We start from the raw sequence: 25,552 nt of genomic DNA on the forward strand, positions 1-25,552 counted from the left end.
TTTGCGCCGATGGTACTGCACTGGTGACGGTGTGGGAGAGTAGGTCACCGCCGGTTTTTATAGTGGGATACAAGGAAAAGCTCAGAGCTCATGCTCTGAGCTTTTCTTGTTTTAAGCTACATACCGGGGTAGATAGCCCCCGCACTGTGGGCTGAGGCAGCATCTGCCTCAGCCCTTTTCTTTTTAAAGAGAACCTCTTCTTTTGGAAGAGACAACCGTGGAACACCCTACCTATAGGGTGCTGTGTGCCTGAAAACGCACCAGCAAGAGCAGGTAAGCCCCTACGCAAGGTAACTCAAGCCAGATAGACTAGAACCTAGCAGTAGAACAGGGCCAATAAGAGCCCTACCCCCCCAACATCATAGAGGAGCTCACTTGGCTGAATACTCACGTAACCACTCAGATAATAACCGTGGTGGCTACAAGAAGAACAAAGACCGTAACTCCTCACGCCCCTACCGTAGCGACCGCTCAGACCGCACCGAATCAGGCTACACCAAGCGTGACGGCGACCGCCCCTACAATGACAAAAAGAAGCCCTTCGACAAAAACCGTGGCGGCGGTAAGCGCTTTGACGATCGCAAAAACAACGGTAACGGCCGAGGCGAACGCACCTTCGACCGTAAAGGCAACGGCCCCCGCAAAAACTTTGACCGCGACCACAACAAGCGCGGCTACCAAGGGGACCGCAAAGACCGGAACTTTACTGCTGAGACCAAGAACCCCAGCGGTGACTACCGCCCCTCAAAGAACGCGCCCGAGATTGACACCGACGTCACCGGTAAAGAACTAGAAAACTGGACCCTGCGCGCCCTACGCCAGCTAGAAGCCCAGAACGCAGACACCGTAGCTAAACACCTAGTCATGGTCGGCCGATACCTAGACATCGACCCTGACTTCGCCCTAGAACACGCCGTTGCCGCCTCAAAACGAGCAGGGCGAATCGGCGTCGTCCGCGAAGTCGTAGGTATTGCCGCATACGCGGCTGAAGACTTCGAACTGGCCCTGCGTGAACTACGCACCCACCGCCGTATCTCAGGCTCCAACGAGCACCTGGCCCTGCTCGTAGACTGCGAGCGTGCCCTCGGCCGTATCGAAAAAGCCCTCACTCTGGCCGAAGAAGCCAAGAGCGAAGACGTGCCTGCCGCCGTCCGCTCAGAGGTAGCTATCGTAGTCTCCGGCATCTACAGCGACCAAGGCGATCTGAAGAAAGCCCTTAAAGCTCTTGAAATCCCTGAACTTAACCCCAAGCGCGGTTTTGACTACTCACCTCGCCTCTTCAACACCTACGCTGAACTGCTCACACAGGACGGCCGGGTCAAGGAAGCTGCCCGCTGGGCCCGTCTTGCCCTGATGACCGAGGCAGCCCTCGGCCAAGGTGACTTTGTGGAACCTGAAATCTTCGATATCTTCACCGAACAAGACCTGCTAGAACCCGAAGAGCCCTCCATCGACCTTGAAGCTGCTGAAGCTCAAGCCTCAGCCACCGCACCTGAGAACGCTACCGGCCAGGAAGACAACACAGCAAAGACCGAGGCTGCGGCTACTGAAGCTGCACCCAGCCAAGACCCTGAAACCGCAGAGGGCCCTGAAACCGCTGAAAGCCTCGAAACTGTCGAGAGCACGGGAACCACTGAGAGCATTGACGCCGGTGAAGAGACTGACACCAGCGAAGAAGACGGCGCGCTCTTTGACATTGACGAAACCCTCCCAAGCTCTGAAAACTGCGTGAGCGAAGAACAGGCTGAAGAAGAAGCTCTCTTTGAAATCTCCACTGAGTCTGCTGAGGAAGAAGGCCACTAATGCTATTAGCAGCTCACGACGCTATCCTCTCTGACCTGGACGGTGTGGTTTACGCTGGGCCTTTCGCCATTGACGGTGCCCCTCAAGCCCTGAACAAGGCGCAGGAAGCCGGGGTGCCGGTAGTCTTCGTGACCAACAATGCCTCCCGCAGCGTCCAAGGCGTGGCCAACCATCTGGTAGAGCTTGGCGTTAACACCGATGCCGAGCACGTGGTCAGCTCAGCACAGGCCGCTGCTGAACTGCTCAAAGAGCAGCTCCCTGCTGCCTCCAAGGTGCTCATCGTCGGCTCTCAGGCTCTTGCTGACTGCGTCACTGCTGCCGGGCTCACCCCCGTCACCAGCCAGGCTGAAGAACCTGTCGCGGTCGTACAGGGCTTTGACCCCACCCTGGGCTGGGAAAACCTGGCTGAAGCCTCCTACACTCTTGCCGATGAAAAAGTGCTCTGGGTTGCCACCAACACCGACTTCACTATCCCCAAAGAGCGAGGCCTAGCACCAGGTAACGGCACCCTAGTAGGGGCAGTGGCCACAGCCACCGGCCGCACCCCACTGGTCGCCGGTAAACCTGCAGCCCCCATCTTTGAAACCGCAGCCCACAAACTCGGGGCCCAGCGCCCTGTTGTGGTAGGGGACCGGCTTGATACCGACGTTCGAGGCGGCAACCAGGCAGGCATGGCAACAGCCATCGTTTTGACCGGGGTAGAAACCTACCAGAGCATCATGGCAGCTATCCCGCTAGAGCGTCCCACCTACATCCTGGAAAACCTGCACAACTTCTTACAGGACTACCCAGAAATCCAAACCCAGGTAACAGCGACCGGCGCTTGGGCCAGCGGGGCAGGCTGGGCCGCTGAAGCAACAGAAACTGAGCTGAGCATACACGGTGAAGGCAGCGAGCTAGATAGCTGGCGCGTGGCCTGCGCAGCCTGGTGGGCAGCCCACCCTGAAGCCTCCGCGCCGCTTGCCCCCACCAAGGTACACCGTGGCTAACACGGAAGACGAAGCCGATAAGGGCACCCTGAGGCAAGTACTACCCCTACCCCCAGAGGGGGAAGAGGAGAGCCTAGACCCCGAATTTGAGGCAGCTCTTACCGCGGCCCTAGCCCTGGACGCTACCGAACGCATCGAGAAGCTGAGCGAGCTGGCGTCCGCCCTGAAAAAAGACCTAGATTCAAGCCGCTAAATACCCAGTGCGGTGCGGGAAGGAAAACAATGAGACTGGACCAGTACATGGTGCAGGCAAAGATTGCCCGCTCCCGCACCCTGGCCGCCAAAATGGTCGAAGGCGGGCACATCAGCATCAACGGCCGAACCATCACCAAACCGGCTCAGAAACTCAAAGAAGGCGACAAAGTCCGTGTGCGCCGCAGCGAGCTCACCGAGTACGTCAGCCGCGCCGGGCACAAGCTCGCCGGGGCACTGGACGCCTTCCCCCAGATTACTATTGCCGGCAAATTCTGCCTGGACGCCGGTGCCTCCACCGGGGGCTTCACCGACGTCTTACTACGCCGGGGAGCCCACCGGGTCGCAGCAGTTGACGTGGGCCATGACCAGCTGGTTGAACAGATCCGCAACCACCCTGCCGTAGATGTTTATGAGGGCATGAACGTGCGGCACATGAGCCCCCAAGACATTGGCGGGCAGGTAGACCTGACCGTCTCAGATTTGAGCTTTATCTCCCTCACCAAAGTTATTAGCCCGCTAGCTGAGGCAACAGCCGCAGGTGGGGACCTCTTGCTCATGGTCAAACCCCAGTTCGAGGTAGGCCCAACCAGAATCGGCAAGGGGGGGTAGTGACCGACCCGCAGGCACGGGCGGAAGCGGTGGCCTCCGTCCGCGCAGCTGCGCAAGAGGCAGGCCTGCTAGTGCTAGGAGAGAAGGAAAGCCCCCTGCCAGGGCAGGATGGGAACGTAGAGTTCTTCCTCTGGTGCCAGAAACCTGCCAAAACCACTACGACAGAAAAAGTCTCTCACCACCAGTAAAGTCGAATAAATATTCGAAAAACCTGGTGTGTTAGGCCAAGAAAAACAGCAAAAACCTCCAAGGTCAGCTAGCCTAAAGGGGTGAACGAAACACCTGACACCGCCCGCTCACCCCAGCAGACCCAGGCACCAAAGGCCCGTAACATCCTCGTCTTTGCCCACACCGGCCGCCCCGAAGCCCGGAAAGCAGCTCGTGCCACCTGCACCCAACTCCACCAAGCCGGGCTAGTTCCCGTCATGAACCGGGCAGACCTTCAAACCCTCACCGAAAACTGGGCAGAACCCGTCCCCGTGGCAGTCGCCCACGAGTCCGTAGCCCTCAAAGACATTGAACTAGGCATAGTCCTGGGCGGTGACGGGTCAATCCTACGAGCTGCCGAGATGATTCGCCACACCCAAATACCCCTCATCGGCGTCAACCTGGGCCACGTCGGCTTCCTAGCAGAAGCCGAAGAAGTTGACCTCACCGAAACCGTTGAGCGAGTAGTCTCAGGTGACTACACGGTCGAAGAGCGCATGGCAATTGACGTGAAAGTCTGGGACGGCAGACAGAAAATACTTGAAACCTGGGCGCTGAATGAAGCCAGCGTCGAAAAAGGCAACCGCGAAAAAATGATTGAGGTCGTAATCGAAGTAGACCGCCGCCCGCTCTCATCCTTCGGCTGCGACGGGGTAGTGCTAGCAACCCCCACCGGCTCAACAGCCTACGCTTTTTCTGGCGGCGGGCCGGTTGTCTGGCCCAGCGTAGAAGCCATGCTCATGGTGCCCCTCTCCGCCCACGCCCTCTTTGCCCGGCCCCTAGTGACCGCCCCAACCTCCATGATGGCCGTAGAACTGATCTCAACCAACGGGGCAGAAGGTGTGCTCTGGTGCGACGGGCGCCGCACCCGCGACCTACCCCCAGGAGCCCGCGTAGAAGTAACCCGCTCATCCAAACCAGTGCGCCTAGCCCGAATGCACCCGGCCCCCTTCTCCGAACGCCTGGTCAAAAAGTTTGAACTACCCATCGCCGGCTGGCGTGGGCCCCACAACCCTGGGCCCGCGACCAGCGCCCTGACCGTCATCCGCACCGACAAAGAACGCTAAGAAAGTTTTCCCCTCGTGATTGAAGAAATTCACCTGCGCGACTTGGGCGTCATCACCGACGCCCGCCTGCCCCTTGAACCTGGCTTCTCAGTGCTCACCGGTGAGACAGGCGCCGGTAAAACCATGGTCGTCACCGCCCTCGGCATGCTCTTAGGCGCCCGCTCAGACGCCTCAAACGTGCGCACCGGGGCCAAGAAGGCCCTAGCAGAGGCCGTCATCCGCCTACCCCAAGGGCACCGGGCCCTAGAACTAGCAGAGGACGCCGGTGGCTCAGTTGAAGAACTTGAAGAAGGTACTGCTGAGCTACTGTTAGCGCGTACTGTCAGCGCCGCTGGACGCTCCCGCGCCCACGTGGGCGGGGTCTTAGCCCCCATCGGTACGCTAGCTGATATTGGGCACACCCTAGTGGCAGTGCACGGCCAGTCTGACCAGCTGCGCCTCAAAAACGCCGCTGAACAGCGTCATGCCCTGGACTCCTACGCCGGGAAAAAACTAGAAAAGCTCCTAGCTGCCTACACCCTCAACTACGAGCGCTACCGTCAAGCAGCCGGGGAACTGCGGGACGTGCGAGAAAATACCAGGGCCCGTGCCCTAGAAGCCCAAACCCTACAGGGTGCCTTAGCTGAGATTGACTCGATACAGCCTGCCGACGGCGAAGACGAAGCCCTGCGGGCAGAAAGCCAAAAACTGGCAAACGTTGAATCTCTGCGCTTAGCTGCGGCAACAGCGTCCGCCGCTCTCTCAGGCACCGAGTACGGGGACGCCGACGAACCCAACGTACTGGGCCTGCTCGATGCAGCCCGCACCTCCCTCGAAGCAGAAGCAGATGCGGACGCAGAACTCGCTACCCTAGCTGGGCGACTGAACGAAGCCCTGATTCATGTGACCGATATTGCCGAAGAAATTTCTGCCTACACCTCCGGTCTTGATACCGAAGGCCCCGAGCGTCTGGCTGAAGTGGAACACCGCCGGGCCCAGCTCAAGAGCCTGACCCGCAAGTACGGGGCAGATATTGCAGAGGTGCTGGCCTGGGCAAAAGAATCCCGGGCCAGGCTAGAAACTCTCTCTGACGACCCAGCCCGCCAAGAAGCCCTTGAAGCTGAACTGCGTCAGCTACGGGAAACCCTAGGTGAACAGGCTAAGACGCTAACTGACCTGCGCACCAAGGCCGCCCGTAAGCTAGCTGCTGCGGTCAGTGAGGAGCTCTCAGCCCTGGCCATGCCCAACGCCTCACTGGTAGTTGAGGTAGAAGAAACCGAGAAATTCCACCGCTACGGTAAGGACGCGGTGACCTTCATGCTGGCCCCCCACACCCAGGCCGTCCCCCGCCCCCTGGGCAAGGGCGCCTCGGGCGGTGAACTCTCCCGCGTGATGCTGGCCCTCGAAGTGGTGCTCTCAGAAGTAGACCCCGTGCCCACCTTCATCTTTGACGAGGTGGACTCCGGTGTCGGCGGTAAAGCAGCCATCGAAATCGGCCGCCGCCTGGCCATGCTCGCTAAGAACGTGCAGGTACTGGTGGTCACCCACCTGCCCCAGGTGGCGGCCTTCGCTGACCAGCATATTCTGGTACGCAAAAATGAGGACGGCTCCCTCTCCCGTGTGCAGGTTCTCACAGCAGAAGAACGGGTGATAGAACTAGCCCGCATGCTCTCTGGCCACGACCAGTCAGCCGCAGCCCAAGAACACGCCCGAGAACTCCTCGTAGACGCGGGCCAACTCTAACCATCTGCCTATTCTGGCTCAAGCATCGGAAGAAGGGGGAGGGCGCTCGCGCACGGGGTAGCTCCTAAATATTTACATAGGCGAAACAGAAGGAATAAAAAGAGTGATAGGCTGGAATTCCGTGGTAGATACTAAAGCATCAAACAACGGTAAAGTCACCCGCCAGATTTTCGTCACCGGCGGTGTAGCATCATCTCTCGGCAAAGGCCTCTCAGCCTCATCTCTTGGCCGACTTCTTCGCTCTCGTGGTCTTTCAGTGACCATGCAGAAGCTCGACCCCTATCTTAACGTCGACCCCGGCACCATGAACCCCTTCCAGCACGGTGAAGTCTTTGTCACCGACGACGGGGCAGAAACCGACCTGGACATCGGCCACTACGAACGCTTCCTTGACGAAAACCTCGACCAGTCAGCAAACGTCACCACCGGCCAGGTCTACTCCCACGTCATCGCCAAAGAACGCCGCGGTGAATACCTGGGCGACACCGTACAGGTCATTCCCCATATCACCGACGAAATCAAGCGCCGTATGCGCCTGCCCGCCGAAGGTGAGAAGGCCCCCGACATCATCATCACCGAAATCGGTGGCACCGTGGGCGACATCGAATCCCTGCCCTTCCTCGAAGCTGCCCGCCAGGTCCGCCGCGATGTGGGCCGCCGCAACGTCTTCTTCCTCCACGTTTCCCTAGTTCCCTTCATCGGCCCCTCCGGTGAACTGAAGACCAAGCCCACCCAGCACTCCGTTGCCGCCCTGCGCGGCCTGGGCATCATTCCCGACGGCCTGATCCTGCGCTGCGAACGCGAAGTACCTGAGTCGCACAAGACCAAAATCGGTAACGCCTGCGACGTAGAACCTGAGGCCGTCATCTCCTGCGCCGATGCCCCCAGCATCTACGACATCCCTAAAACCCTGCACAGCCAGAACCTTGACACCTACATCCTGGACTACCTGGGCATTGACGCTAACCCCGTAGACTTCACCCAGTGGGATAAGCTACTGGCTGCCGTGCACACCCCCAAAACCGAGGTCAACGTGGCCCTGGTCGGCAAATACATTGACCTACCCGACGCCTACCTATCAGTTACTGAGGCCCTACGCGCCGGTGGCTTCGCTAACAACGCCAAGGTCAACATCAAATGGGTTGCCGCAGACCTCTGCGCTAGCAGCGAGGACGCCGCCCACCAGCTGCGCGGTATGGACGCCATCCTCGTACCCGGTGGTTTCGGCATCCGTGGCCTAGACGGCAAAATCGGCGCCCTGCGCCACGCCCGTGAGCACAAAATCCCCACCCTGGGTATCTGCCTGGGGCTACAGTCCATGGTGCTCGAATACGCCCGCAACGTCCTGGGCATCAAGGACGCCTCATCCACCGAATTTGACCCGGAGACCGCATCCCCGCTCATTGCCACCATCGAAGAACAGAAGGCCTTCGTAGACGGTGCAGGCGATTTGGGTGGCACCATGCGCCTGGGCCTCTACCCGGCAAAACTAGCAGCCGGGTCAGTCGCTGAAAGCGTCTACGGGGCACAAGAAGTAGCAGAGCGCCACCGCCACCGCTACGAGGTCAACAACGACTACCGCCAGCAGCTAGAAGAAGCCGGCCTGGTCATCTCAGGTACCTCACCGGACTCATCCCTGGTGGAATTCGTAGAACTGCCCGCTAACGAGCACCCCTACTACATCGCCACCCAGGCCCACCCTGAGTACCGATCCCGCCCCACCCGCCCCCACCCCCTCTTTGCAGGGCTCATTAAGGCGGCACTTGAGGCCCGTAAGAACGGCTAGTACTGTTCTAAGGTATGCAACAGAATCTCTCGTATGAGGTGGGGGACGCCCCCCGCCTCAAGGCCCCGGCGCTTGCCGCTGCCCAGCAGACCATCGCCGATATCGCCAACCCCCGCTACGTCACCAGCCGCACCACCAAATTTGAGGGCTACGTCTGGGACGTCGTTCGTGAAGGCATAGCCCTAGAGGAAGGCGCTGAACCCTTTGAACGAGATTTTCTGTTGCACCCTGGGGCGGTTGCCGTCCTGGCCCTGAACAATAAAAACGAGGTACTGCTCATTAACCAGTACCGCCACCCTGTGAGAGCCAACCTGTGGGAAATCCCCGCAGGCCTACTGGATATCGACGGTGAAAACCCCGTAGATGCCGCTGCCCGCGAACTAGCAGAAGAAACCGACCTGCAAGCTGCCCGCTGGGATACTCTCATGGAGTTCTACAATTCACCCGGAGGAATGGGGGAGACCTGCCGCATCTACCTAGCCCGCGACCTGAGTGAGATCCCGGACGAAGAGCGCCAGGAAAGAGAACACGAAGAATCAGAAATCGTGCAACGCTGGGTTCCCCTAGAAGAAGCTGTACAGGCTGTGCTAGCGGGGCGCATCCACAACGCGGCTGCCACCAACGCCATTCTTGCCGCCGACGCCGCAGCCCGCCGCAACTTCAAAACCCTCTACTCGGTCTCAGCACCCTTCACCGCCCACCCGGCCCTGCGCGAAACTAACTACCGCGGTGAAATTCGCCCTGCCGAAGGGCTCTAACATGCCCGCCAGCGGCCCCGCACCCACACCACTCGATAAAGCCGTGGAAGCCTACCTCAACCACCTGGCCATCGAACGCGGACTAGCAGCCAATACCCAAGCAGCCTACCGCCGCGACCTCACCCGCTACCGCACCTACCTGGCAGCCCACGGTGTTATCACCCCCAACACCATCACCAAAAAACATGTGCGAGACTTCGCCGCCCACTGCTCCACACCCAGCAAAGACGGGGGAGAAGCCCTCGCTGCCCGCTCAGTTGCCCGCATCATCAGCGGGGTGCGCGGGGCCCACTCCTTCTGGTACCGCGAAGGCACCACAGCCACCGACCCGGCGGCAACCGTCCGCCCGCCCACACCAGCCGCCCGTCTACCCAAGGCCCTACCCCTAACTGACATCACCCGCCTGCTCGAAAGCCCCGACCTGGCCACACCCACCGGGTTACGCGATAGGGCCCTACTGGAATTTCTCTACTCCACCGGGGCTCGCATTAGCGAAGCTATCACCGTCGACATTGACGATCTAGTCATCGACCGGCCAGAACCAGAAAACACACACCAGCTACCTGCCATTGTCAGACTCTTCGGTAAGGGCAATAAGGAGCGAGTAGTGCCCCTTGGCTCCTACGCCGCCCGGGCCATTGATACCTACCTGGTGCGCGGACGCCCAGCGCTCGCCTCCCAGGGCAAGGGTAACGCTGCGCTCTTTCTCAACGCCAGGGGAGGGCGTATCACCCGGCAAGGTGCCTACCTGATTCTTAAGAATCATGCTGAACGCGCTAAAATCCGGGCCGAGATTTCACCGCATACCCTGCGTCACTCTTTTGCAACCCATCTCTTAGAAGGTGGGGCTGATATTCGTGTGGTGCAAGAGCTGCTGGGGCATGCCTCTGTGACCACAACCCAGGTGTACACCAAGGTCACAGCAGATACCTTGCGGGAGGTTTTTGCTGCTAGCCACCCGCGGGCCCGCTAAGAAGAGGCCGATAAGTAACCGAGTTTGCGCTCACCGGCTAAACTGGTAGATAAAAGACGTGAACCCAACCAAAGGTGAAACACAGTGACTGAAACCGGCGCTGAGCAGCTTGGCCCCACCGGCCGCCCCCTGCGCATCTACCCCGACCCCGCACCCCTTTCCACACATGGGCCTGCCCGCATCATCTCCATGGTCAACCAAAAAGGCGGGGTAGGTAAAACTACCTCCACCATCAACCTTGGTGCCGCCCTGGCAGAAGCCGGACGCCGCGTCCTCCTCGTTGACTTTGACCCCCAAGGTGCGCTCTCTGCCGGTTTCGGCGCCAACCCCCACGAACTAGATTTGACCATCTACAACGTGATGATGGACCGCAAGGTCGAAATCCGTGAGGTCATTCAAAGCACCGAATTTGAGAACATTGACCTGCTACCGGCTAACATCGACCTCTCTGCTGCTGAAGTGCAACTGGTCAATGAGGTTGCCCGCGAACAGGTACTTGCCAGTGCCCTACGCAAGGTTGAAAACGACTACGATGTTATCCTGATTGACTGCCAGCCTTCCCTGGGACTGCTGACCGTTAACGCCCTGACCGCCAGCCACGGCGTCATTATCCCGCTGATTTGTGAGTTCTTCGCCCTGCGCGCGGTGGCCCTGCTGGTGGATTCCATCGAAAAGGTGCAGGACCGGCTAAACCCCAAACTCGAAATTGACGGGGTTCTAGCTACCATGTTCGACTCCCGTACCCTGCACTCAAAAGAGGTTCTTTCCCGTATCGTGGACGCCTTCGGTGACAAGGTCTTCGATACTGTCATCAAGCGCACCGTTAAATTCCCTGATGCCTCCGTATCGGCAGAGCCTATTCTGTCGTACGCCTCTAACCACCCCGGTGCTGAGGCCTACCGCCAGCTAGCGCGCGAGTTAATCTCCCGCGGTGGTGCCCCCTAAAAGAACCCACCCCATCTATGCTCTAGACTACTTTTGCCCGCCTACCCTTGAAGAATACCGGGGGAGGCGGGCACAATAGTTAAAGAAACAAGAACGCGGCTCCCACGAGATGCCGCTTAATCCTGGCTCAAAAACCTACAGGAGACTCGCTGCCGTGATGGTACCGAACACACTAACCCCTAGCGCCCCCGCGCCCTTCATACTTACTCTGAGCAACTTCGAAGGCCCCTACGACCTGCTGCTCACCCTCATCTCCCGCCGAAAACTCGATATCACTGATATCGCCCTGGCTGAAGTCACCGACGAATTTCTCACCTACATTCGCCCCCTGCTAGAAGACGGCAGCGACGCCGCCCTCAACACCGCAAGCGACTTTCTCATCACCGCAGCAACCCTGCTAGAACTCAAAACAGCGCGACTGCTCCCGCGCAAGAACAAGGCCCTCACCTCCAACCCCGACCTGCTCGAAGCACGCGACCTACTCTTTGCCCGCCTACTCCAATACCGGGCCTACCGGGAGGTAGCAAGCGTCCTTGAAGAACACTTTGCCGCAGAAAACCAGCGTTTTTCCCGCACCGTCGCCCTAGAACCAGCCTTCACCAAGGTCCTACCCGAACTGGTCTTTGACCTGACCCCGCAGGCCTTCGCCCAGATAGCCGCCGGTGCCCTGCGCCTGCACGAGAACCCCGGCAGAGAGCCAGAACCTGCGCAGATTGACACCGGCCACATCTACACCCCGGCCACCACTATCGCTGCCGAAGAAGCCACACTCCTAACCAAACTAGGGGAGAGCGGCGGGCAACTGAGCTTCACCGAGGCCTGCGCGGACGCCGGTAGCCGCGAAGTCGTAGCAGTACGCTTTCTTGCGGTGCTAGAACTCTACAAAGAGGGGGTGCTGGCAGTAGATCAAGAGACAACCCTGGGGCCCATTACCCTCAGACTTGAAACCACTAGCGCCCATGCCCCCACCCTGGCAGCAGAAGGAGAGAGAGCATGAGTCAGAACCCCGATTACACTGATGATGACCTCAAGATTCTGCTTTCTGGTAGCTGGGGTGCAGAGCCAGAAGACGCCATAGCCCCACCACGTAGCCCGGCAGTAGAGCCTGAGGTTGTAGCGTCCGCCCACGAACCGGCCAGGGTTGAACTCCAACCCGGTGGTGTGAAAGCAGCTATCGAAGCGATTTTGGCCGTAGCCGATGTACCGGTAAGCGCACGCGAATTCGCAGCGGCCCTCATTGTGCCCGAACGAGCTATTGAGGCAGCCCTCGATGAGCTGGTGCGTGACTACGATGGTTACGATGATGCCACCGGCACCCACGAACCGCGCGGCTTTGAGCTACGCCAAGTGGGTGGCGGCTGGCGGCTCTACGCCCGGGCCGACTTCTCACCCTGGGTTAGCCGCTTTGTGGTCGGCGCCCAAACCGTCAAGCTCACTAAGGCAGCCCTTGAGACCCTAGCTGTCATCGCCTACCAGCAGCCAGCTACCAGGTCTTACATCGCCCAGGTGCGCGGAGTCTCAGCCGACGCAGCGGTACGCAACCTGCTGCAACGCGGGTTGATTACCGAAACCGCACCCGATGAAAATGGGGCCACCCAGTACATCACTACCGATACCCTGCTCGAAAAATTGGGCTTGAACTCCCTTGATGAGCTCCCGCCCCTAGCACCCTACCTCCCAGACCCGGCAGAAGTCAGTGCAGGCAAAGACCCCGAACTGACCGAACCCAGACCCTAAACCACCTAAGCACAGGTGCCCCAACCACTGGCACCTACAGACAAGCCGGGGCGCGCAGACGCCCCACCGACGAAAAGAGGAAAATACTATGGCAGCACAAGGACGCAGCGGCAACCACGGGCGCGGAGGCGCCGGCCGCGGCTTCGGCAAGAACAACGAATACCGTGGCGCATCCCAGGGCAGAAGCGGCGGCAAAGGCTTTGCCGGTAAGAGCAGCTCCGGTAAGGGCGGCTTTAAAGGCAACCAGGGAGCTAAGCCTGGTACTCCCAGTGGCCCCCGCAAGGCAGGCACCGGCAAGGGCCCCAAATTCCGTTCAGGCCAGCCCTTTGCCAAGGAGATGGGCGAGTTCCGCCCCTCTAACCGTGGCTCCAAAAACTTTGGCCCCCACCGTCCGCGCCGACCCAAGAACGCACCTGTAGACCACTACCCCTTCTACGACCACGATGGGGTGCGCCTGCAAAAAATCATGGCCCAAGCTGGCGTGGCCTCCCGCCGCGTCTGTGAAGAAATGATTGAAGAAGGCCGCGTAACGGTCAATGACACCCTCGTGACCGAGCTGGGTGTGCGCGTCAACCCCGATAAGGTCACCATCCAGGTTGATGGTATGACCATCCAAACCAACGACAAGCTGGTCTACATGGTGCTCAACAAGCCCACCGGTGTTGTCTCAGCCATGGACGACCCCGATGGTCGCCCCAACATCTCTAACTTCCTGCGCGCCTCCATGAACGAACGCGTCTTCCACGTGGGCCGCTTGGATGTTGAAACCGAAGGTCTGCTCCTGCTGACCAACGACGGTGAACTAGCCAACCGCCTGACTCACCCCTCCTACGAGGTGCCCAAGACCTACCTGGTGCAGGTGCCTGGCCCCATGGAACCGGGTATCGGCGCAGCCATGAAAAAGGGTCTACGCCTGGAGGACGGCGTCACCCGCGTGGACGAATTCAAGCTGGTGGACTCCACCCCCGGCCACGTCCTCGTTGAGGTCACCATCCACTCAGGTAAGAATCGTATTATCCGCCGCATGTTCGAGCACGTAGGCTACCCCGTTGAGAAACTGGTGCGCGTTGAGATGGGCCCCATCCACATCGGCTCCCAGAAACAGGGCACCGTGCGCAACCTCTCCAAAGTCGAAATCGGTAAGCTGCTGGCCTCGGTAGGGCTCTAATGAGCGGTTCACCCACCGTTTTTGACTCCCACCTGCACGGCCCCGTCCTAGTCATTGGGGCGGGCCTGCTGGGTGCCTCTATCGGGCTGGGGCTCAGCCACCAGGGGTACACCGTCTACATCTCCGACATCTCACCTACCACCGAAGCTGTTGCCCAAGACATTGGCGCTGGCACCTCCCTGCGGGCCCTGACCAGCCAATGGCAGGCCACAGCAGGGCAGGACGCCCCCGCCGGGCTAGAACTTGCCCCCCAGCTGGTAGTGGTGGCAGCGCCTCCGGATGTTACCGCCGACCTGGTGGTGCAGGCACTGACCGACTACCCGGGCGCTTTGGTGATTGACATTGCTTCAGTGAAGTCAGGGATCTTGGATACGGTGCGTGAATCGGGCGCTGATGTGAGCCGCTACCTGGGCACCCACCCTATGGCTGGGCGTGAAAAGTCAGGGCCGGTAGCTGCCCGCGGCGAGCTTTTTTCAGCCCGCCCCTGGGTGCTCTGCGACCATGAGGCTGTGCGCCCGGAACTGGTGAAGCTAGCCCAGCAGGTGGCTACCGAGTTGGGTTCGACCATCACTCACATGGATGTGCAGGAACACGACCGCACTGTGGCCTTGATTTCTCATGTGCCCCAGGTGATGAGTTCCCTGCTGGCCTCCCGCCTGCAGGAAACCCCTCTCTATGCGCTTGGTTTAGCCGGGCAGGGGCTACGCGATACCACCCGTATCGCCGCCTCAGACCCGGGGCTGTGGGTGCAGATCCTCTCAGCTAACGCTGAGCCTGTGGTCCAAACCCTCTACGGGGTGCGTGAGAATCTAGAGCGTCTAATTAGCACCCTAGAAGCTCCTGCTGCCTCTGGGGCCCGGCTCGATATTGCCCAGCTCATGAGCGAAGGTAACTCGGGTGTGGCCCGGATCCCCGGTAAGCACGGTGGTTCGCCCTCTGCTTTTGCCCAGCTCACTGTACTGGTCGATGACACCCCCGGCACCCTGGCCCGCCTCCTAGCTGAAATTGGTGAACTGGGCGTCAACCTGGAGGATTTGCGTCTGGAACATTCACCCGGTGCCCAGGTGGGTATGGCCGAAATTTCGGTCAACCCTAACGAACACGAAAAACTCATCGAAGACCTCACCGGCCGCGGCTGGAAGGTCGTCAAGTAAGGAAGAAAACTATGTCTGACAAGCTCGTGATCGCCATTGACGGCCCTTCTGGCTCTGGCAAGTCCTCGGTTTCTAAGGCAGTAGCTAAGCACTATGGGCTCGAATACCTAGACACCGGGGCCATGTACCGCGCCCTGACCTGGTACTGCCTGGACACCCAGGTTGATACCGCCGACGCCGCGGCCCTGGTTGCTGCAGCCCAGAGCTTCCCCTATGTTCAGGGCACCAGCCCCGATGAAGAGGTCATTGAGGTTGGGGGAGTGGACGTGCGTGATGCTATCCGTGAGCCCCGCATCTCTGAGGCAGTCTCAGCGGTTGCTTCTCATATGCAGGTCCGCCAGATTCTCATTGATATGCAACGGGGCTTTATCGCCCGGTCTCAGGCTGGCATGGTGGCAGAAGGCCGCGATATCACCACCGTTGTAGCCCCCGATGCTGATGCCCGCGTCCTACTGACCGCCAGTGAAGAAGTACGCCTGGCCCGCCGTGGCCTGCAACTGGGCGGCACTCAGAACTCTGAGCAGCTTGCCGCCCAGGTCTCAGCCCGTGACGCCAAAGATTCTAAGGTCACCAGTTTCACTGAAGCAGCTGAAGGTGTGGCCCTGGTCGATTCATCAGAACTCAACTTTGAAAAAACCATTGCAGCAGTTATTGAAGCTGTCGAAGACCAGCTAGCCCGGTAAAACGCAGGTAGCTTACCTGCGCCCGTCCACTGTGAACTAAACTTATCTACCAATGCACCGGCACCCGCCGGAACTCACCACAGGAGGTATCGCCCATGAGCGACGAACTCACCCCCCACGACGACTACGAGGTCAAATTCCTCGGCGGCGGCGACGATGACGTATCGGACCGTCTGGCAGAAATTGACGACGAAACCGCAGACCAGCGCGCCGAAGCCCTCCTCGCTGGCCTGGAAGACTACGAGCTCGATGAAGAAGACCGCGCTCTTCTAGCCTCGTGGGGCTACGACACCGGCGAGGACGAAGACCGCGAAGCTGACCCCGTGGTTGCTATCGTGGGCCGCCCCAACGTCGGTAAATCCACCATTATTAACCGCATCTTGGGCCGCCGTGAAGCCGTGGTTGAAGATAAGCCCGGTGTGACCCGCGACCGTGTCTCCTACAAGGCTGAATGGGCTGGTAAGGACTTCACCCTGGTTGACACTGGCGGCTGGGAAGCAGACGCTAAGGGTATTGACGCCCAGGTAGCAGCCCAGGCTGAGATCGCTGTTGCCCACGCGGACGTTGTGCTGCTGGTTGTTGATGCCCTCGTGGGTATCTCCGCAACCGACGAAGCCATTGTGCGTATGTTACGCCGTATAGACAAGCCCATCTTGCTAATTGCCAACAAGATTGACGACACCCACCAGGAACCTGAAGTTCACGCCCTCTGGTCTTTGGGTATGGGCCAGCCCTACCCGGTGTCGGGTCTGCACGGTCGCGGCCTGGCTGACTTACTGGATGCCCTGCTTGAGGTCATGCCTGAGCACTCCCAATACGCTGAACCTGAGGCCCTGGGTGGGCCTCGCCGTATTGCCCTGATTGGTCGCCCCAATGTGGGTAAGTCATCCCTGCTGAATAAGCTTGCTGGTGAAGAGCGTGCTGTGGTCAATGACCTGGCAGGTACCACCCGCGACCCTGTCGATGAGATTGTGGAGCTGGGTGGCCGCCCCTGGCGTTTTGTTGATACCGCAGGTATTCGCCGCCGTCAGCACATGGCCAAGGGCGCAGACTTCTACGCCTCCTTGCGCACCCAGACCGCTATTGAGCGTGCCGAGGTTGCTGTGGTGCTGCTGGATGTTTCTGAGCCCCTCAGTGAGCAGGATGTGCGTATCGTGCAGATGGCCGTGGACGCTGGCCGCGCCATGGTGCTGGCCTTCAACAAGTGGGACACCCTAGATGAAGACCGCCGTGAAATGCTCGAACGCGAAATTGAGCGCGATCTAGCCCATGTGAAGTGGGCGCCGCGCGTGAACATTTCAGCGAAGACTGGCTGGCACAAGGACAAGCTGGTCCCTGCCCTAGAGCACTCTTTGGATTCCTGGGATTCTCGTATTCCTACCGGCCGCCTCAACGCCTTCTTGGGTGAGATTGTGGCTGCTCACCCCCACCCCTTGCGCGGTGGTAAGCAGCCGCGCATTCTCTTTGGCACCCAGGTTTCTTCCCGCCCGCCTAAGTTCGTTCTCTTCACCACCGGCTTCCTTGACCCTGGCTACCGCCGTTTCATTATGCGCCGTCTGCGTGAGACTTTCGACTTTACTGGCACCCCGATTGACATCACCATGCGTGTGCGTGAGCGCCGTAGTTTAGGGGAACGTCAGAGCGGTAAGGCAGGTAAGGGCGGACGCCGCTAACCCCGGCCCATTTGAAATGTGACCTAAAACGCTCTAAAAAGGGCCAAAAAACCCGGTTTTCGATTTTGCACTCTCTCAAAGAGGTGTGTATAGTTATACGAGTGCTCGAGGGAACAGCAAAGTTCACGAGAGACAATCGGGTTGTGGCGCAGCTTGGTAGCGCACTTGACTGGGGGTCAAGGGGTCGCAGGTTCAAATCCTGTCAACCCGACAGATAAAGCTCCGGCCACTAGGGTAAAACCTAGTGGCCGGAGCTTTTTGCTACCCATATCGGTTCCACCAAACCGCCTAGCTTTTGGTCTATCTGCTGTAGTGGTACGGGCTGGTGAAACTGCCCTGTGGATTGTGTGAATGGGCCGTCATAGTCACGTCACATACTTACCATCGGCAGGTTTAATAAGGACGCCCGCCCCAGTTGATACCTAGAAGCCGCGGGCAAAGGGTGCAACACCAGGTTTTCCACAGGTTCCCCTGAAATATGCCCAAGAGCCTAATCTTCCTAGCATGGTGGCATGACTCAGCTCGAAAAACTCCACCAGAAACTACTGACCTGCCAGCAGCTGACTGCCCGTTACCCCAACCGCTATCAGCTAGATACCGCCATAGCCAGAGGCTTCTACCGGCGGGTCACTCGAGGCTTTTACCTGCACCGCACCGACTGGGAAAAACTAACCCCCCAAGAAGCCTATATGGCCCGGGTGCTTGCACTGGCAGCGTCCTACCCCGGCATAATTTTCTCCCACCAGACAGCAGCCCTGCTACAGGGGCTACCCCTAGAAACCCTGCCTGAGACTGTGCATGTCTACTGCTACCACCGCACGCGAGCTAAAGACTACACCGTGCACCACGGGGAGTTGCACCTACCCACCGACACCACGGTGCTTGCCCCAGGCATCCGCATCACCAGCTTGGAACGAACCCTAGCTGACCTGGCCGAACAGCCCAGTAGGCAGAGCTACCGCATTAAACTCTAAAATTCTTGCAACTGCACAGTGGGGGAGGAGCCTGCTGAGGGGGTGGGGCTTTCACGCAACTATGTGTGGTTCTGTGGGCTTGCGGTACCTTGTGAGGTCATCAACGCGTAATCTAGCGGAGGTGTAAGCAAGTCCACGGGGTTAGGGTGCATCTGTTTCTAACCGGTATAGAGTATGCAGGTTAAAGGGGTATGCACAGGTATGACTAGGTGATATGCCCATATTCCGCCCCAGCAGACAGGCTGTGAAACCAAAAGAGCCACCGGCACCACCTGCCACCTTTACAGAGGCCTTTATACGGGGTTGGTTTCCATGAGTTTTATGTGTGACATGGTGATATTTTAGGAGGTGGAAAGCGCAAACAAGCGTACACAAACAATCGCGGAACACGCCTCCGCAGTGAAGGAACCCATACTCATGTGGCAGCAGGTCTATGACCCACTGAATAACCAGGCGCTCTCAGCCCTCGTAGCATCAGTGCCGATTCTCATCTTCCTCCTAGGGCTCACCGTCCTAAAAATGAAGGGCCTCCACGCAGCCCTCGTCTCACTTGCCTCAGCGGTAGCGCTCGCCGTGCTCCTCTTTGGCATGCCTTTCGCCTCATCACTCTCAGCTATCGGTTACGGCTTCCTTGCCGGTATGTGGCCCATTGGCTGGATTGTGCTCATGGCCGTCTGGCTCTACCGCATCACCGTGCGTGCCGGTAATTTTGAGGTGATCCGTGGCTCTATCTCCGCTATCTCCGCCGACCAGCGCATCCAGGTGCTCCTGATCGCCTTCTGCTTCGGTGGCTTCCTGGAAGGTGCCGCAGGCTTCGGCATCCCCATCGCTATCTGTGCAGCCCTGCTCGTTGCCCTGGGCTTCGAACCTGTCAAGGCATGTTTGCTGGCCCTGGTCTCTAACGTCGCCTCAGGTGCCTACGGTGCTATTGGTATTCCCGTCCTGACCGGTGCAACCGTCTCAGGTGTTCCTCAGGCAGAACTGAACTCCATGATGGTATGGGTCCTGCAGACCATCACCATCTTCATCCCCCTTCTGCTGGTGATGATGCTCGATGGTGTACGCGGCCTTAAAGAAACCGGCCTGGTTGCCTTGGGACTGGGTCTTGTTGTCTCCGCCGCTCAGTCAGGGGTCATCCTCTTCCTCGGCCCTGAGCTTGTAGACATCGTCCCCTTCCTACTGGGCCTAATCCTGTTGGCAGGTATCATGATGAAGTGGCAGCCGGCTCACATCTACCGTGAACCCGGTGCCCCTTCTGTTGAAGAGCTGGGCAAGACCCCCAGCGGTTTCACCTTCTCTGGTGTGGTTAAGGCCTGGAGCCCCTTCATCATTCTGTCCATCATGATTCTGCTCTGGTCAACGCCGTTTATTAAGGCCTTGGTCAAGCCCGGAACTGACACCAGCGCAGCAGGTGCCCTGAACTGGACCACCATCCCCCTTCAGATGCCCGCTCTGCATAACCAGATCATTCAGGTTGCTCCCATCGTGGCTGAAGATACCGCTATGAAGGCTACCTGGAACTGGACCCTCTTTGCTGCCTCAGGTACAGCAATCCTCATCGCAGCCCTGATTACTATCGCTATCTCTAACATCACCTGGGGCGCGGCCTTTGAAGAACTGGGTGGCGCCTGGAAGCAGCTCTGGCGGCCGATTCTGCTGATCTGCCTGGTCATGGCAGTTGCTAACGTCATGAACTTCGGTGGCATGTCTTCTGCCCTGGCCCTGGCCCTGGCAGCAGTTGGCTCCATCTTCCCCCTCTTCTCCTCCATCATCGGCTGGATAGGTGTATTTGTGACCGGCTCCGTAGTCAACAACAACACCCTCTTTGCTGGCCTGCAGGCCACCACCGCAAGCCAGATTGGGGCCAACTCCGGTCTGCTGGTTGCAGCTAACACCGCCGGTGGTGTCATGGCTAAGGTTGTTTCACCCCAGTCCATTGCGATTGCGGCGGCCTCCGTAGACATGTCTGGCCAGGAATCAAAGATTACTAACGCAGCCATCAGGTACTCCCTGGCCCTGCTGGTTATCCTCTGCGTTTGGGTCTACGTACTTTCAATGCTACTACCTGCCTAAACCTGAGGGCTACCTACAGGAAATATCAAGGACGCCCGCCCCACCTCCCTGCCGTATGCGGCAGAAGGTGGGGCGGGCGTCCTTTACATGTGTGAGCTGATTTGTCTACAACTCAATGAATTCAGAGGCGTTCATCTTGAAGGCTGCTGCCCCGCTGCTGCACACCAGATAGGTGCCATCGTTGAGGCAGGAAGCCTTCTCGGTATTGATGGAGTAGCCAACCGGTAGGTCAGTTACTCTGTTGCTGACAGTATTTTCTTTGCTGACGTTCTGCACCAGGTTCCCATGTGCATCCAGGGTAATGACCTGGTTGGTGTTCCCTCCGCTGGGTCTGACGCAGGCGAGGTGGTTGCCTTCACCAAAGCTACAGCTCACCCCGTGGGCCTCGGCAACGATAGAGAAATGGCCGGTGAGGGACGTGACCATGTAGGGCTCAGGGGTGGCGATAGGGATGCCGCCTAGGCGATAATCGGTCATGGCTTCAAGCCTATTTCCCTTACCTTCGCATGAAACCGTGCGGCCCATGTACCTGGTTTCAAGAGGCATATAGGAGTGGCAGAGGTAGCCGTTGATGTTTACTTTCTCAGTGGAACCAGCGAACTGCGCGTTGAAGTCTGCAAATGTCTCTTGCACCTCGGCGCATGAGGCTGAGCCTTCTGCAAGGACGAGGGTGGTTCGGCCGGTATTACTGGGCCCGCAGTCAGTGCCTGCTACTACGGCGGGGGCCGTTACCCGAATGGTAGTCGGGGCGCTAGTGGGGGAGGGGGCGGGCTGCTCGGTCGTAGCTAGCGGTGACGGTGCCACAGGTGAACTCTCCACCGCCTGGGTGCTGGGGGTTGCGGTAGGTAGGGCACTGGGTGTGCTGCTAGTTTCTGATGGGGAGGGGCTAGCTGAGGAAGAGGCCGCCTGAGAAAGGTTGGTTGGTGGGGCGGTGGGTGCTGCAACATTTCCCTGCCAGCCGCAGGCGGAGAAGAGAAGAACTGCGCACAATGATGTAGCTGATGCTGCCCGCCCTAATGAGAAAGACATGGTTGCTCCTGAAGAATAGCGTGGTGTGCTGTTCAGCTTACCTGAAACAAACTCCCAGGAAAGATATTTGCCTGCCGGTAACGGCCAGACCAACCTCATCCATTGGGCCGGGGTGTGCGTCACCGTCAGCTAAGGCAGGCGTCCGCTGCGCTCAGCAGACAAGAAACTCACCAGGCCCCGGCCACCTACCTGCACGGCAGGAAAAGCCAGGGGCCTGGCCAGTTTAAGGACGCCCCCACCCGCCTGACGCTGCTGGCTGCGAGTACGCCGCCATAGAACCAAAAAATCGTCGAGCGCACCCTGCACCATCCGGTAGGTTTCAGGGTCAAGCTCCTGAGCTTTAGCACGCATCCGCTGAATAAAAGGAACAATATTCTGGCCAATACCTAGCAGACTGGTGTACCCCTCATCCATGGCTAAACTAAAACAAACATCAACTACCTCTTGCACCTCTTCAGGGGAGTGGCGATCTAACCACGCCCGGCTGACCAGCTCAACCCGGTCGCTAGCAGGAGTGGGGCGCTCCACCAGCGCAAAATGCCCCCTGGCGTCGGTATGCCAATTAAAAATAGAATGCTGCATCAGCCCGAAGAAGCTACTAGCAACCACCTGCGGGGTTCCCCGCTTAAACATCAGACGCCCCACAATACTATCGACCGGTATATAGTCCACCGTCTTAGCGCAGATACCCTGGTAGCCCGGCTGGCCCAGAAACTCAGGCACAAAACCCGGCGAATCGAAAGTAACCAACTCATCAATACGGGCCTGAGCCTGCTCACCCTGCACACTGGCCGCATACACCGCCAGGTGCCCGCCCTTAGAATGACCAGTCACGAAAAGCGGAAGCCTAGAATCACAGGCCAGCGCCTCCGAAAGATAATCAGCGGCAAGTGCCTGAGCAGGAATCCGCTGCCGGGCAGCTAGATGAAAGTCCTCCTTCCACCCGGTGAGCGTATCGTCAGTCCCACGGAAAATAACCTGCTTGAGCACCCCAGGGAGCACCAAGGTCAGAGCCGCAAACTGAACCTGCTCAGCATCGTCCTGCTTAGCCTCATAACGGCAAAACTTGAGCCCAGCAAACCGGGCAGAAGCCGCAACCAGCTTAAGCAGCTGCAACCGCTGAGCAGTCGCCAGAAACCAGTTCGCCCGCAAAGTACCATCACTAGAAAATTCCTGATAAATCTGAGCTGCACCCACCCCATAAGCAAAACCCCCGTGATGCTCGGCAATAACATCAAGCGGCAAATAAGCCAGCTCATTGAGCAGACACACATCAACATGGGTCAGTTCCCGCTCAGCGGGAGTATCATGCAGGTGCTTTTGGGCGTAAGCCAGAAGGTTCATTCGTCCATCATTCCTTGGGGGTACTGCTTCCAGGATAAGAAAGATGTTTCGTAGCTGTAAACAAATCTGTAACGGGAATGTAAAACCGGTATTTTTGGTGAAACTATTCTCGCTGCGGGCTTAAGCTTGAAAAGATCTTCATACGATTTAGAGAACCGGAGCAACCATGCACCTTCAACCTAAGGACCACGACAAACTCCTGGTCGTTGTCGCTGCCGACCTCGCCCGCCGCCGTCAGGCCCGCGGCCTCAAACTCAACTACCCCGAAGCTATCGCCATTATCACCTACGAACTGCTCGAAGGGGCCCGCGATGGCCGTAGCGTAGCAGAGCTGATGAGCTGGGGTAGCACCATCTTAACCCGTGAGGACGTCCTCGATGGAGTTGCCGAAATGATTCACGATGTGCAGGTCGAAGCGACCTTCCCCGATGGCACCAAGCTTGTTACCATCCACAACCCCATCCGATAGAAGAGGCGCACCCCATGATTCCCGGTGAATACATCCTGGCTGACGAACCGGTAACCTGCAACGCAGGCCGTGAAGCTATCACCCTTGACGTAACCAATACAGGCGACCGCCCCGTGCAGGTTGGCTCCCATTACCATTTTGCAGAGGCCAACCAGGCCCTAGACTTTGATCGCGATGCTGCACTGGGGCACCGTCTTGATATCCCTGCTGGTACCGCTGTCCGTCTAGAACCGGGCGATACCACCACCGTGCGCCTTATCCCTTTGGGCGGTGAACGGACAGTATTCGGCTTCCGTGACCTTGTGAGCGGCCCCCTTGACTCCCGCCCGGCCACCAGCTTTACCGCCACCAGCACACCTGCAGAAACAGAAGAAGTAGCTAGCTGCTGATAGCAGCCTCTCACCCCAGCCTGAGGCCCACGCCAGGTAGCCTGCCGCCTCACACAGCACCCAGTAGAACGAGGAAGATTTTCCATGAGTTTTGAACTTAGCCGCGAACGCTACGCTAGCCTCTACGGCCCCACCACCGGCGACTCCATCCGTCTAGCAGATACAGACCTAGTAGCCACTATCGAAAAAGATCTGACCGTAGCGGGTGAAGAAGCAGTCTTTGGCGGGGGTAAGGTCGTCCGTGACGGCATGGGCCAAAATAGCCAGATGGTACGTGACCAAGACGTCCCCGATACCGTGATCACTAACGTAGTAATTATCGACTACACCGGTATCTATAAGGCAGATGTTGCTCTGCGCGATGGCCATATCCAAAAAATTGGTAAAGCAGGCAACCCTGACACCATGGACGGTGTAGACATCGTCATTGGCGTTGCAACCGACGTCATCGCCGGTGAAGGAAAAATTCTTACCGCCGGTGGTATCGACACCCACATCCACTTCATCAGCCCCGACCAAATCGAAACCGCCCTCGTCTCAGGTATCACTACCATGATTGGTGGCGGCACCGGCCCCAGCGAATCCACCAAGGCCACCACCATCACCCCAGGTGAAGCCAACATTCACCATATGCTCAAGAGCTTTGAAGAGTTCCCCATGAACTTCGGCCTACTGGGCAAGGGCCACGGCTCCTCACAAGCGCCCATCGCAGAACAGATTCAGGCCGGTGCAGTTGGCCTCAAAATCCACGAGGACTGGGGCGCAACCCCCTCATCCATCAACACCTCACTTGAGGTCGCAGACGCCTATGATGTGCAGGTTGCAATCCACACCGACACCCTCAACGAAGCAGGATTCGTAGAAGATACCCGCGCAGCAATTGCCGGACGCGTCATCCACACCTTCCACACTGAAGGTGCAGGTGGCGGGCACGCCCCCGATATTATCGAACTTGCCGGTGACCCCAACGTCCTACCTGCATCAACCAACCCCACCCTGCCCTTTACCCGCAACACCCTTGAAGAGCACCTTGATATGCTCATGGTCTGCCACCACCTTAACCCCTCCATCCCAGAGGACGTGGCCTTCGCTGATTCACGAATCCGTAAAGAAACCATCGCAGCTGAAGACGTTCTGCACGATATGGGCGTTTTCTCCATGACATCATCAGACTCCCAAGCTATGGGGCGTGTGGGGGAAGTAATCCTGCGTACCTGGCAGGTTGCTGACTCTATGAAAAAGCAGCGCGGCACCCTCCCAGAAGATGAATCAATTACCGGTGATAACTTCCGTATCAAACGCTATATCTCTAAGTACACCATCAACCCTGCTCTTGCCCACGGTATTTCTCACGTAGTAGGTTCCATCGAACCCGGTAAGTTCGCTGACCTGGTGCTGTGGGAACCTAAGTTCTTTGGTGTTAAGCCTGACCTTATTATCAAGGGAGGGCAGATGGCTCACGGCGTGATGGGAGATGCCAATGCGTCTATCCCAACTCCCCAGCCGCGCTGGTACCGAAAGGCATTCGGCTCCTATGGCAGCGCCGTCTACGACAGCTCTATTACCTTCATGTCTCAGGTGGCCATTAGCAATGATGTTCCCGGCAAGCTGGGCTTGCAGAAGGTGATCCGCCCCGTCCACGGTATTCGCACTCTTCAAAAATCAGATTTGAAGTTTAACGGTGAAACCCCTGAACTGAGTGTTGACCCAGAGACCTACGAGGTGAAGGTCGACGGTGAAGCTATCACCTGCCAGGCTCAAGACGAGCTGCCCATGGCCCAGCGTTACTTCCTCTTCTAAACCAC

General features: G+C 58.5%; 22 protein-coding genes, 1 tRNA gene and 1 pseudogene. 22 read left to right on the top strand and 2 right to left on the bottom strand.

Annotated features, from left to right (window positions below):
* Window positions 1-375: 375 nt before the first annotated feature.
* The 19 genes and pseudogenes from ACED87_RS02775 (at window position 376) to ACED87_RS02865 (ending at window position 20,516) form a co-directional block, all read left to right on the top strand.
* Complete coding sequence (locus tag ACED87_RS02775; RefSeq protein WP_449083419.1) at window positions 376-1,803, top strand: hypothetical protein; 1,428 nt, start codon at window positions 376-378, stop codon at window positions 1,801-1,803.
* The gene (locus ACED87_RS02780) at window positions 1,803-2,792 is read left to right on the top strand and encodes an HAD-IIA family hydrolase (protein WP_449083421.1); all 990 of its coding nucleotides are present in this window, start codon (window positions 1,803-1,805) and stop codon (window positions 2,790-2,792) included. Before ACED87_RS02775 ends, ACED87_RS02780 begins: the two co-directional genes overlap by 1 nt.
* The gene (locus ACED87_RS02785; protein ID WP_449083423.1) at window positions 2,785-2,985 is read left to right on the top strand and encodes a hypothetical protein; all 201 of its coding nucleotides are present in this window, start codon (window positions 2,785-2,787) and stop codon (window positions 2,983-2,985) included. The genes ACED87_RS02780 and ACED87_RS02785 overlap by 8 nt, the downstream gene beginning before the upstream one ends.
* A 29-nt stretch (window positions 2,986-3,014) precedes the next feature.
* A pseudogene (locus ACED87_RS02790) lies at window positions 3,015-3,784 on the top strand (TlyA family RNA methyltransferase).
* Between the two features lie 81 nt (window positions 3,785-3,865).
* Window positions 3,866-4,870, top strand: a complete 1,005-nt coding sequence (locus tag ACED87_RS02795; RefSeq protein WP_449083427.1) for an NAD kinase — start codon at window positions 3,866-3,868, stop codon at window positions 4,868-4,870.
* Between the two features lie 15 nt (window positions 4,871-4,885).
* Complete coding sequence (recN, locus tag ACED87_RS02800) at window positions 4,886-6,592, top strand: DNA repair protein RecN (RefSeq protein WP_449083429.1); 1,707 nt, start codon at window positions 4,886-4,888, stop codon at window positions 6,590-6,592.
* 103 nt (window positions 6,593-6,695) lie between these two features.
* Window positions 6,696-8,378 carry a CTP synthase gene (locus tag ACED87_RS02805; RefSeq protein ID WP_449083431.1) on the top strand — a complete coding sequence of 561 codons (1,683 nt, stop codon included), beginning with the start codon at window positions 6,696-6,698 and terminating at the stop codon, window positions 8,376-8,378.
* A gap of 14 nt (window positions 8,379-8,392) precedes the next feature.
* The gene (locus ACED87_RS02810) at window positions 8,393-9,136 is read left to right on the top strand and encodes an NUDIX domain-containing protein (RefSeq protein WP_449083432.1); all 744 of its coding nucleotides are present in this window, start codon (window positions 8,393-8,395) and stop codon (window positions 9,134-9,136) included.
* A 1-nt stretch (window position 9,137) separates the two neighbouring features.
* Complete coding sequence (locus ACED87_RS02815; protein WP_449083434.1) at window positions 9,138-10,109, top strand: site-specific tyrosine recombinase XerD; 972 nt, start codon at window positions 9,138-9,140, stop codon at window positions 10,107-10,109.
* Window positions 10,110-10,193: 84 nt separating this feature from the next.
* Window positions 10,194-11,054: a ParA family protein gene (locus ACED87_RS02820; RefSeq protein WP_449083436.1), complete on the top strand. Its 861-nt coding sequence runs from the start codon at window positions 10,194-10,196 to the stop codon at window positions 11,052-11,054.
* A 157-nt stretch (window positions 11,055-11,211) separates the two neighbouring features.
* Window positions 11,212-12,051: a segregation and condensation protein A gene (locus tag ACED87_RS02825; RefSeq protein WP_449083560.1), complete on the top strand. Its 840-nt coding sequence runs from the start codon at window positions 11,212-11,214 to the stop codon at window positions 12,049-12,051.
* Window positions 12,048-12,791, top strand: a complete 744-nt coding sequence (scpB, locus tag ACED87_RS02830) for an SMC-Scp complex subunit ScpB (RefSeq protein WP_449083438.1) — start codon at window positions 12,048-12,050, stop codon at window positions 12,789-12,791. Before ACED87_RS02825 ends, scpB begins: the two co-directional genes overlap by 4 nt.
* Window positions 12,792-12,879: 88 nt before the next feature.
* The gene (locus ACED87_RS02835; RefSeq protein ID WP_449083440.1) at window positions 12,880-13,959 is read left to right on the top strand and encodes a pseudouridine synthase; all 1,080 of its coding nucleotides are present in this window, start codon (window positions 12,880-12,882) and stop codon (window positions 13,957-13,959) included.
* Window positions 13,959-15,113, top strand: a complete 1,155-nt coding sequence (locus ACED87_RS02840) for a prephenate dehydrogenase (RefSeq protein WP_449083442.1) — start codon at window positions 13,959-13,961, stop codon at window positions 15,111-15,113. The genes ACED87_RS02835 and ACED87_RS02840 overlap by 1 nt, the downstream gene beginning before the upstream one ends.
* An 11-nt stretch (window positions 15,114-15,124) precedes the next feature.
* Window positions 15,125-15,796: a (d)CMP kinase gene (gene cmk, locus ACED87_RS02845; RefSeq protein ID WP_449083444.1), complete on the top strand. Its 672-nt coding sequence runs from the start codon at window positions 15,125-15,127 to the stop codon at window positions 15,794-15,796.
* Between the two features lie 95 nt (window positions 15,797-15,891).
* A complete protein-coding gene (gene der, locus ACED87_RS02850) occupies window positions 15,892-17,469 on the top strand; it encodes a ribosome biogenesis GTPase Der (protein WP_449083446.1) in 1,578 nt (525 codons plus the stop codon).
* A gap of 137 nt (window positions 17,470-17,606) precedes the next feature.
* Window positions 17,607-17,680, top strand: a tRNA-Pro gene (locus ACED87_RS02855).
* 301 nt (window positions 17,681-17,981) lie between these two features.
* On the top strand, window positions 17,982-18,443 hold the full coding sequence (locus ACED87_RS02860; protein ID WP_449083447.1) for a hypothetical protein: 462 nt from the start codon (window positions 17,982-17,984) through the stop codon (window positions 18,441-18,443).
* Window positions 18,444-18,860: 417 nt separating this feature from the next.
* Window positions 18,861-20,516: an L-lactate permease gene (locus ACED87_RS02865; protein ID WP_449083449.1), complete on the top strand. Its 1,656-nt coding sequence runs from the start codon at window positions 18,861-18,863 to the stop codon at window positions 20,514-20,516.
* Between the two features lie 105 nt (window positions 20,517-20,621).
* Here the strand turns inward: ACED87_RS02865 and ACED87_RS02870 are convergent, their stop codons facing one another.
* Window positions 20,622-21,545 (bottom strand): hypothetical protein, encoded by a 924-nt coding sequence (locus ACED87_RS02870; protein WP_449083450.1) that lies wholly within the window; start codon window positions 21,543-21,545, stop codon window positions 20,622-20,624.
* Between the two features lie 129 nt (window positions 21,546-21,674).
* Window positions 21,675-22,889: an Mbeg1-like protein gene (locus tag ACED87_RS02875; RefSeq protein WP_449089596.1), complete on the bottom strand. Its 1,215-nt coding sequence runs from the start codon at window positions 22,887-22,889 to the stop codon at window positions 21,675-21,677.
* A 166-nt stretch (window positions 22,890-23,055) separates the two neighbouring features.
* Between ACED87_RS02875 and ACED87_RS02880 the strand changes: the two genes are divergently transcribed.
* The 3 genes from ACED87_RS02880 (at window position 23,056) to ureC (ending at window position 25,547) form a co-directional block, all read left to right on the top strand.
* Window positions 23,056-23,358 carry an urease subunit gamma gene (locus tag ACED87_RS02880; RefSeq protein WP_449089597.1) on the top strand — a complete coding sequence of 101 codons (303 nt, stop codon included), beginning with the start codon at window positions 23,056-23,058 and terminating at the stop codon, window positions 23,356-23,358.
* A 14-nt stretch (window positions 23,359-23,372) separates the two neighbouring features.
* Window positions 23,373-23,747, top strand: coding sequence for an urease subunit beta (locus ACED87_RS02885; RefSeq protein ID WP_449083454.1), 375 nt, complete (start codon window positions 23,373-23,375; stop codon window positions 23,745-23,747).
* A gap of 84 nt (window positions 23,748-23,831) precedes the next feature.
* Window positions 23,832-25,547: an urease subunit alpha gene (gene ureC / locus ACED87_RS02890; RefSeq protein WP_449083455.1), complete on the top strand. Its 1,716-nt coding sequence runs from the start codon at window positions 23,832-23,834 to the stop codon at window positions 25,545-25,547.
* The last annotated feature ends 5 nt before the right edge of the window (window positions 25,548-25,552 follow it).

The organism is Rothia sp. 32237D007AR (assembly GCF_053544675.1).

Excerpts from the sequence above, each read along its gene's own strand:
- ACED87_RS02780 (WP_449083421.1), top strand. The coding sequence starts at position 1,803 with ATGCTATTAGCAGCTCACGACGCTATCCTCTCTGACCTGGACGGTGTG.
- ACED87_RS02810 (WP_449083432.1), top strand. The coding sequence starts at position 8,393 with ATGCAACAGAATCTCTCGTATGAGGTGGGGGACGCCCCCCGCCTCAAG.
- ACED87_RS02815 (WP_449083434.1), top strand. The coding sequence starts at position 9,138 with ATGCCCGCCAGCGGCCCCGCACCCACACCACTCGATAAAGCCGTGGAA.
- ACED87_RS02825 (WP_449083560.1), top strand. The coding sequence starts at position 11,212 with ATGGTACCGAACACACTAACCCCTAGCGCCCCCGCGCCCTTCATACTT.
- scpB (WP_449083438.1), top strand. The coding sequence starts at position 12,048 with ATGAGTCAGAACCCCGATTACACTGATGATGACCTCAAGATTCTGCTT.
- ACED87_RS02835 (WP_449083440.1), top strand. The coding sequence starts at position 12,880 with ATGGCAGCACAAGGACGCAGCGGCAACCACGGGCGCGGAGGCGCCGGC.
- ACED87_RS02840 (WP_449083442.1), top strand. The coding sequence starts at position 13,959 with ATGAGCGGTTCACCCACCGTTTTTGACTCCCACCTGCACGGCCCCGTC.
- cmk (WP_449083444.1), top strand. The coding sequence starts at position 15,125 with ATGTCTGACAAGCTCGTGATCGCCATTGACGGCCCTTCTGGCTCTGGC.
- der (WP_449083446.1), top strand. The coding sequence starts at position 15,892 with ATGAGCGACGAACTCACCCCCCACGACGACTACGAGGTCAAATTCCTC.
- ACED87_RS02860 (WP_449083447.1), top strand. The coding sequence starts at position 17,982 with ATGACTCAGCTCGAAAAACTCCACCAGAAACTACTGACCTGCCAGCAG.
- ACED87_RS02865 (WP_449083449.1), top strand. The coding sequence starts at position 18,861 with ATGTGGCAGCAGGTCTATGACCCACTGAATAACCAGGCGCTCTCAGCC.
- ACED87_RS02870 (WP_449083450.1), bottom strand. The coding sequence starts at position 21,545 with ATGTCTTTCTCATTAGGGCGGGCAGCATCAGCTACATCATTGTGCGCA.
- ACED87_RS02875 (WP_449089596.1), bottom strand. The coding sequence starts at position 22,889 with ATGAACCTTCTGGCTTACGCCCAAAAGCACCTGCATGATACTCCCGCT.
- ACED87_RS02880 (WP_449089597.1), top strand. The coding sequence starts at position 23,056 with ATGCACCTTCAACCTAAGGACCACGACAAACTCCTGGTCGTTGTCGCT.
- ACED87_RS02885 (WP_449083454.1), top strand. The coding sequence starts at position 23,373 with ATGATTCCCGGTGAATACATCCTGGCTGACGAACCGGTAACCTGCAAC.
- ureC (WP_449083455.1), top strand. The coding sequence starts at position 23,832 with ATGAGTTTTGAACTTAGCCGCGAACGCTACGCTAGCCTCTACGGCCCC.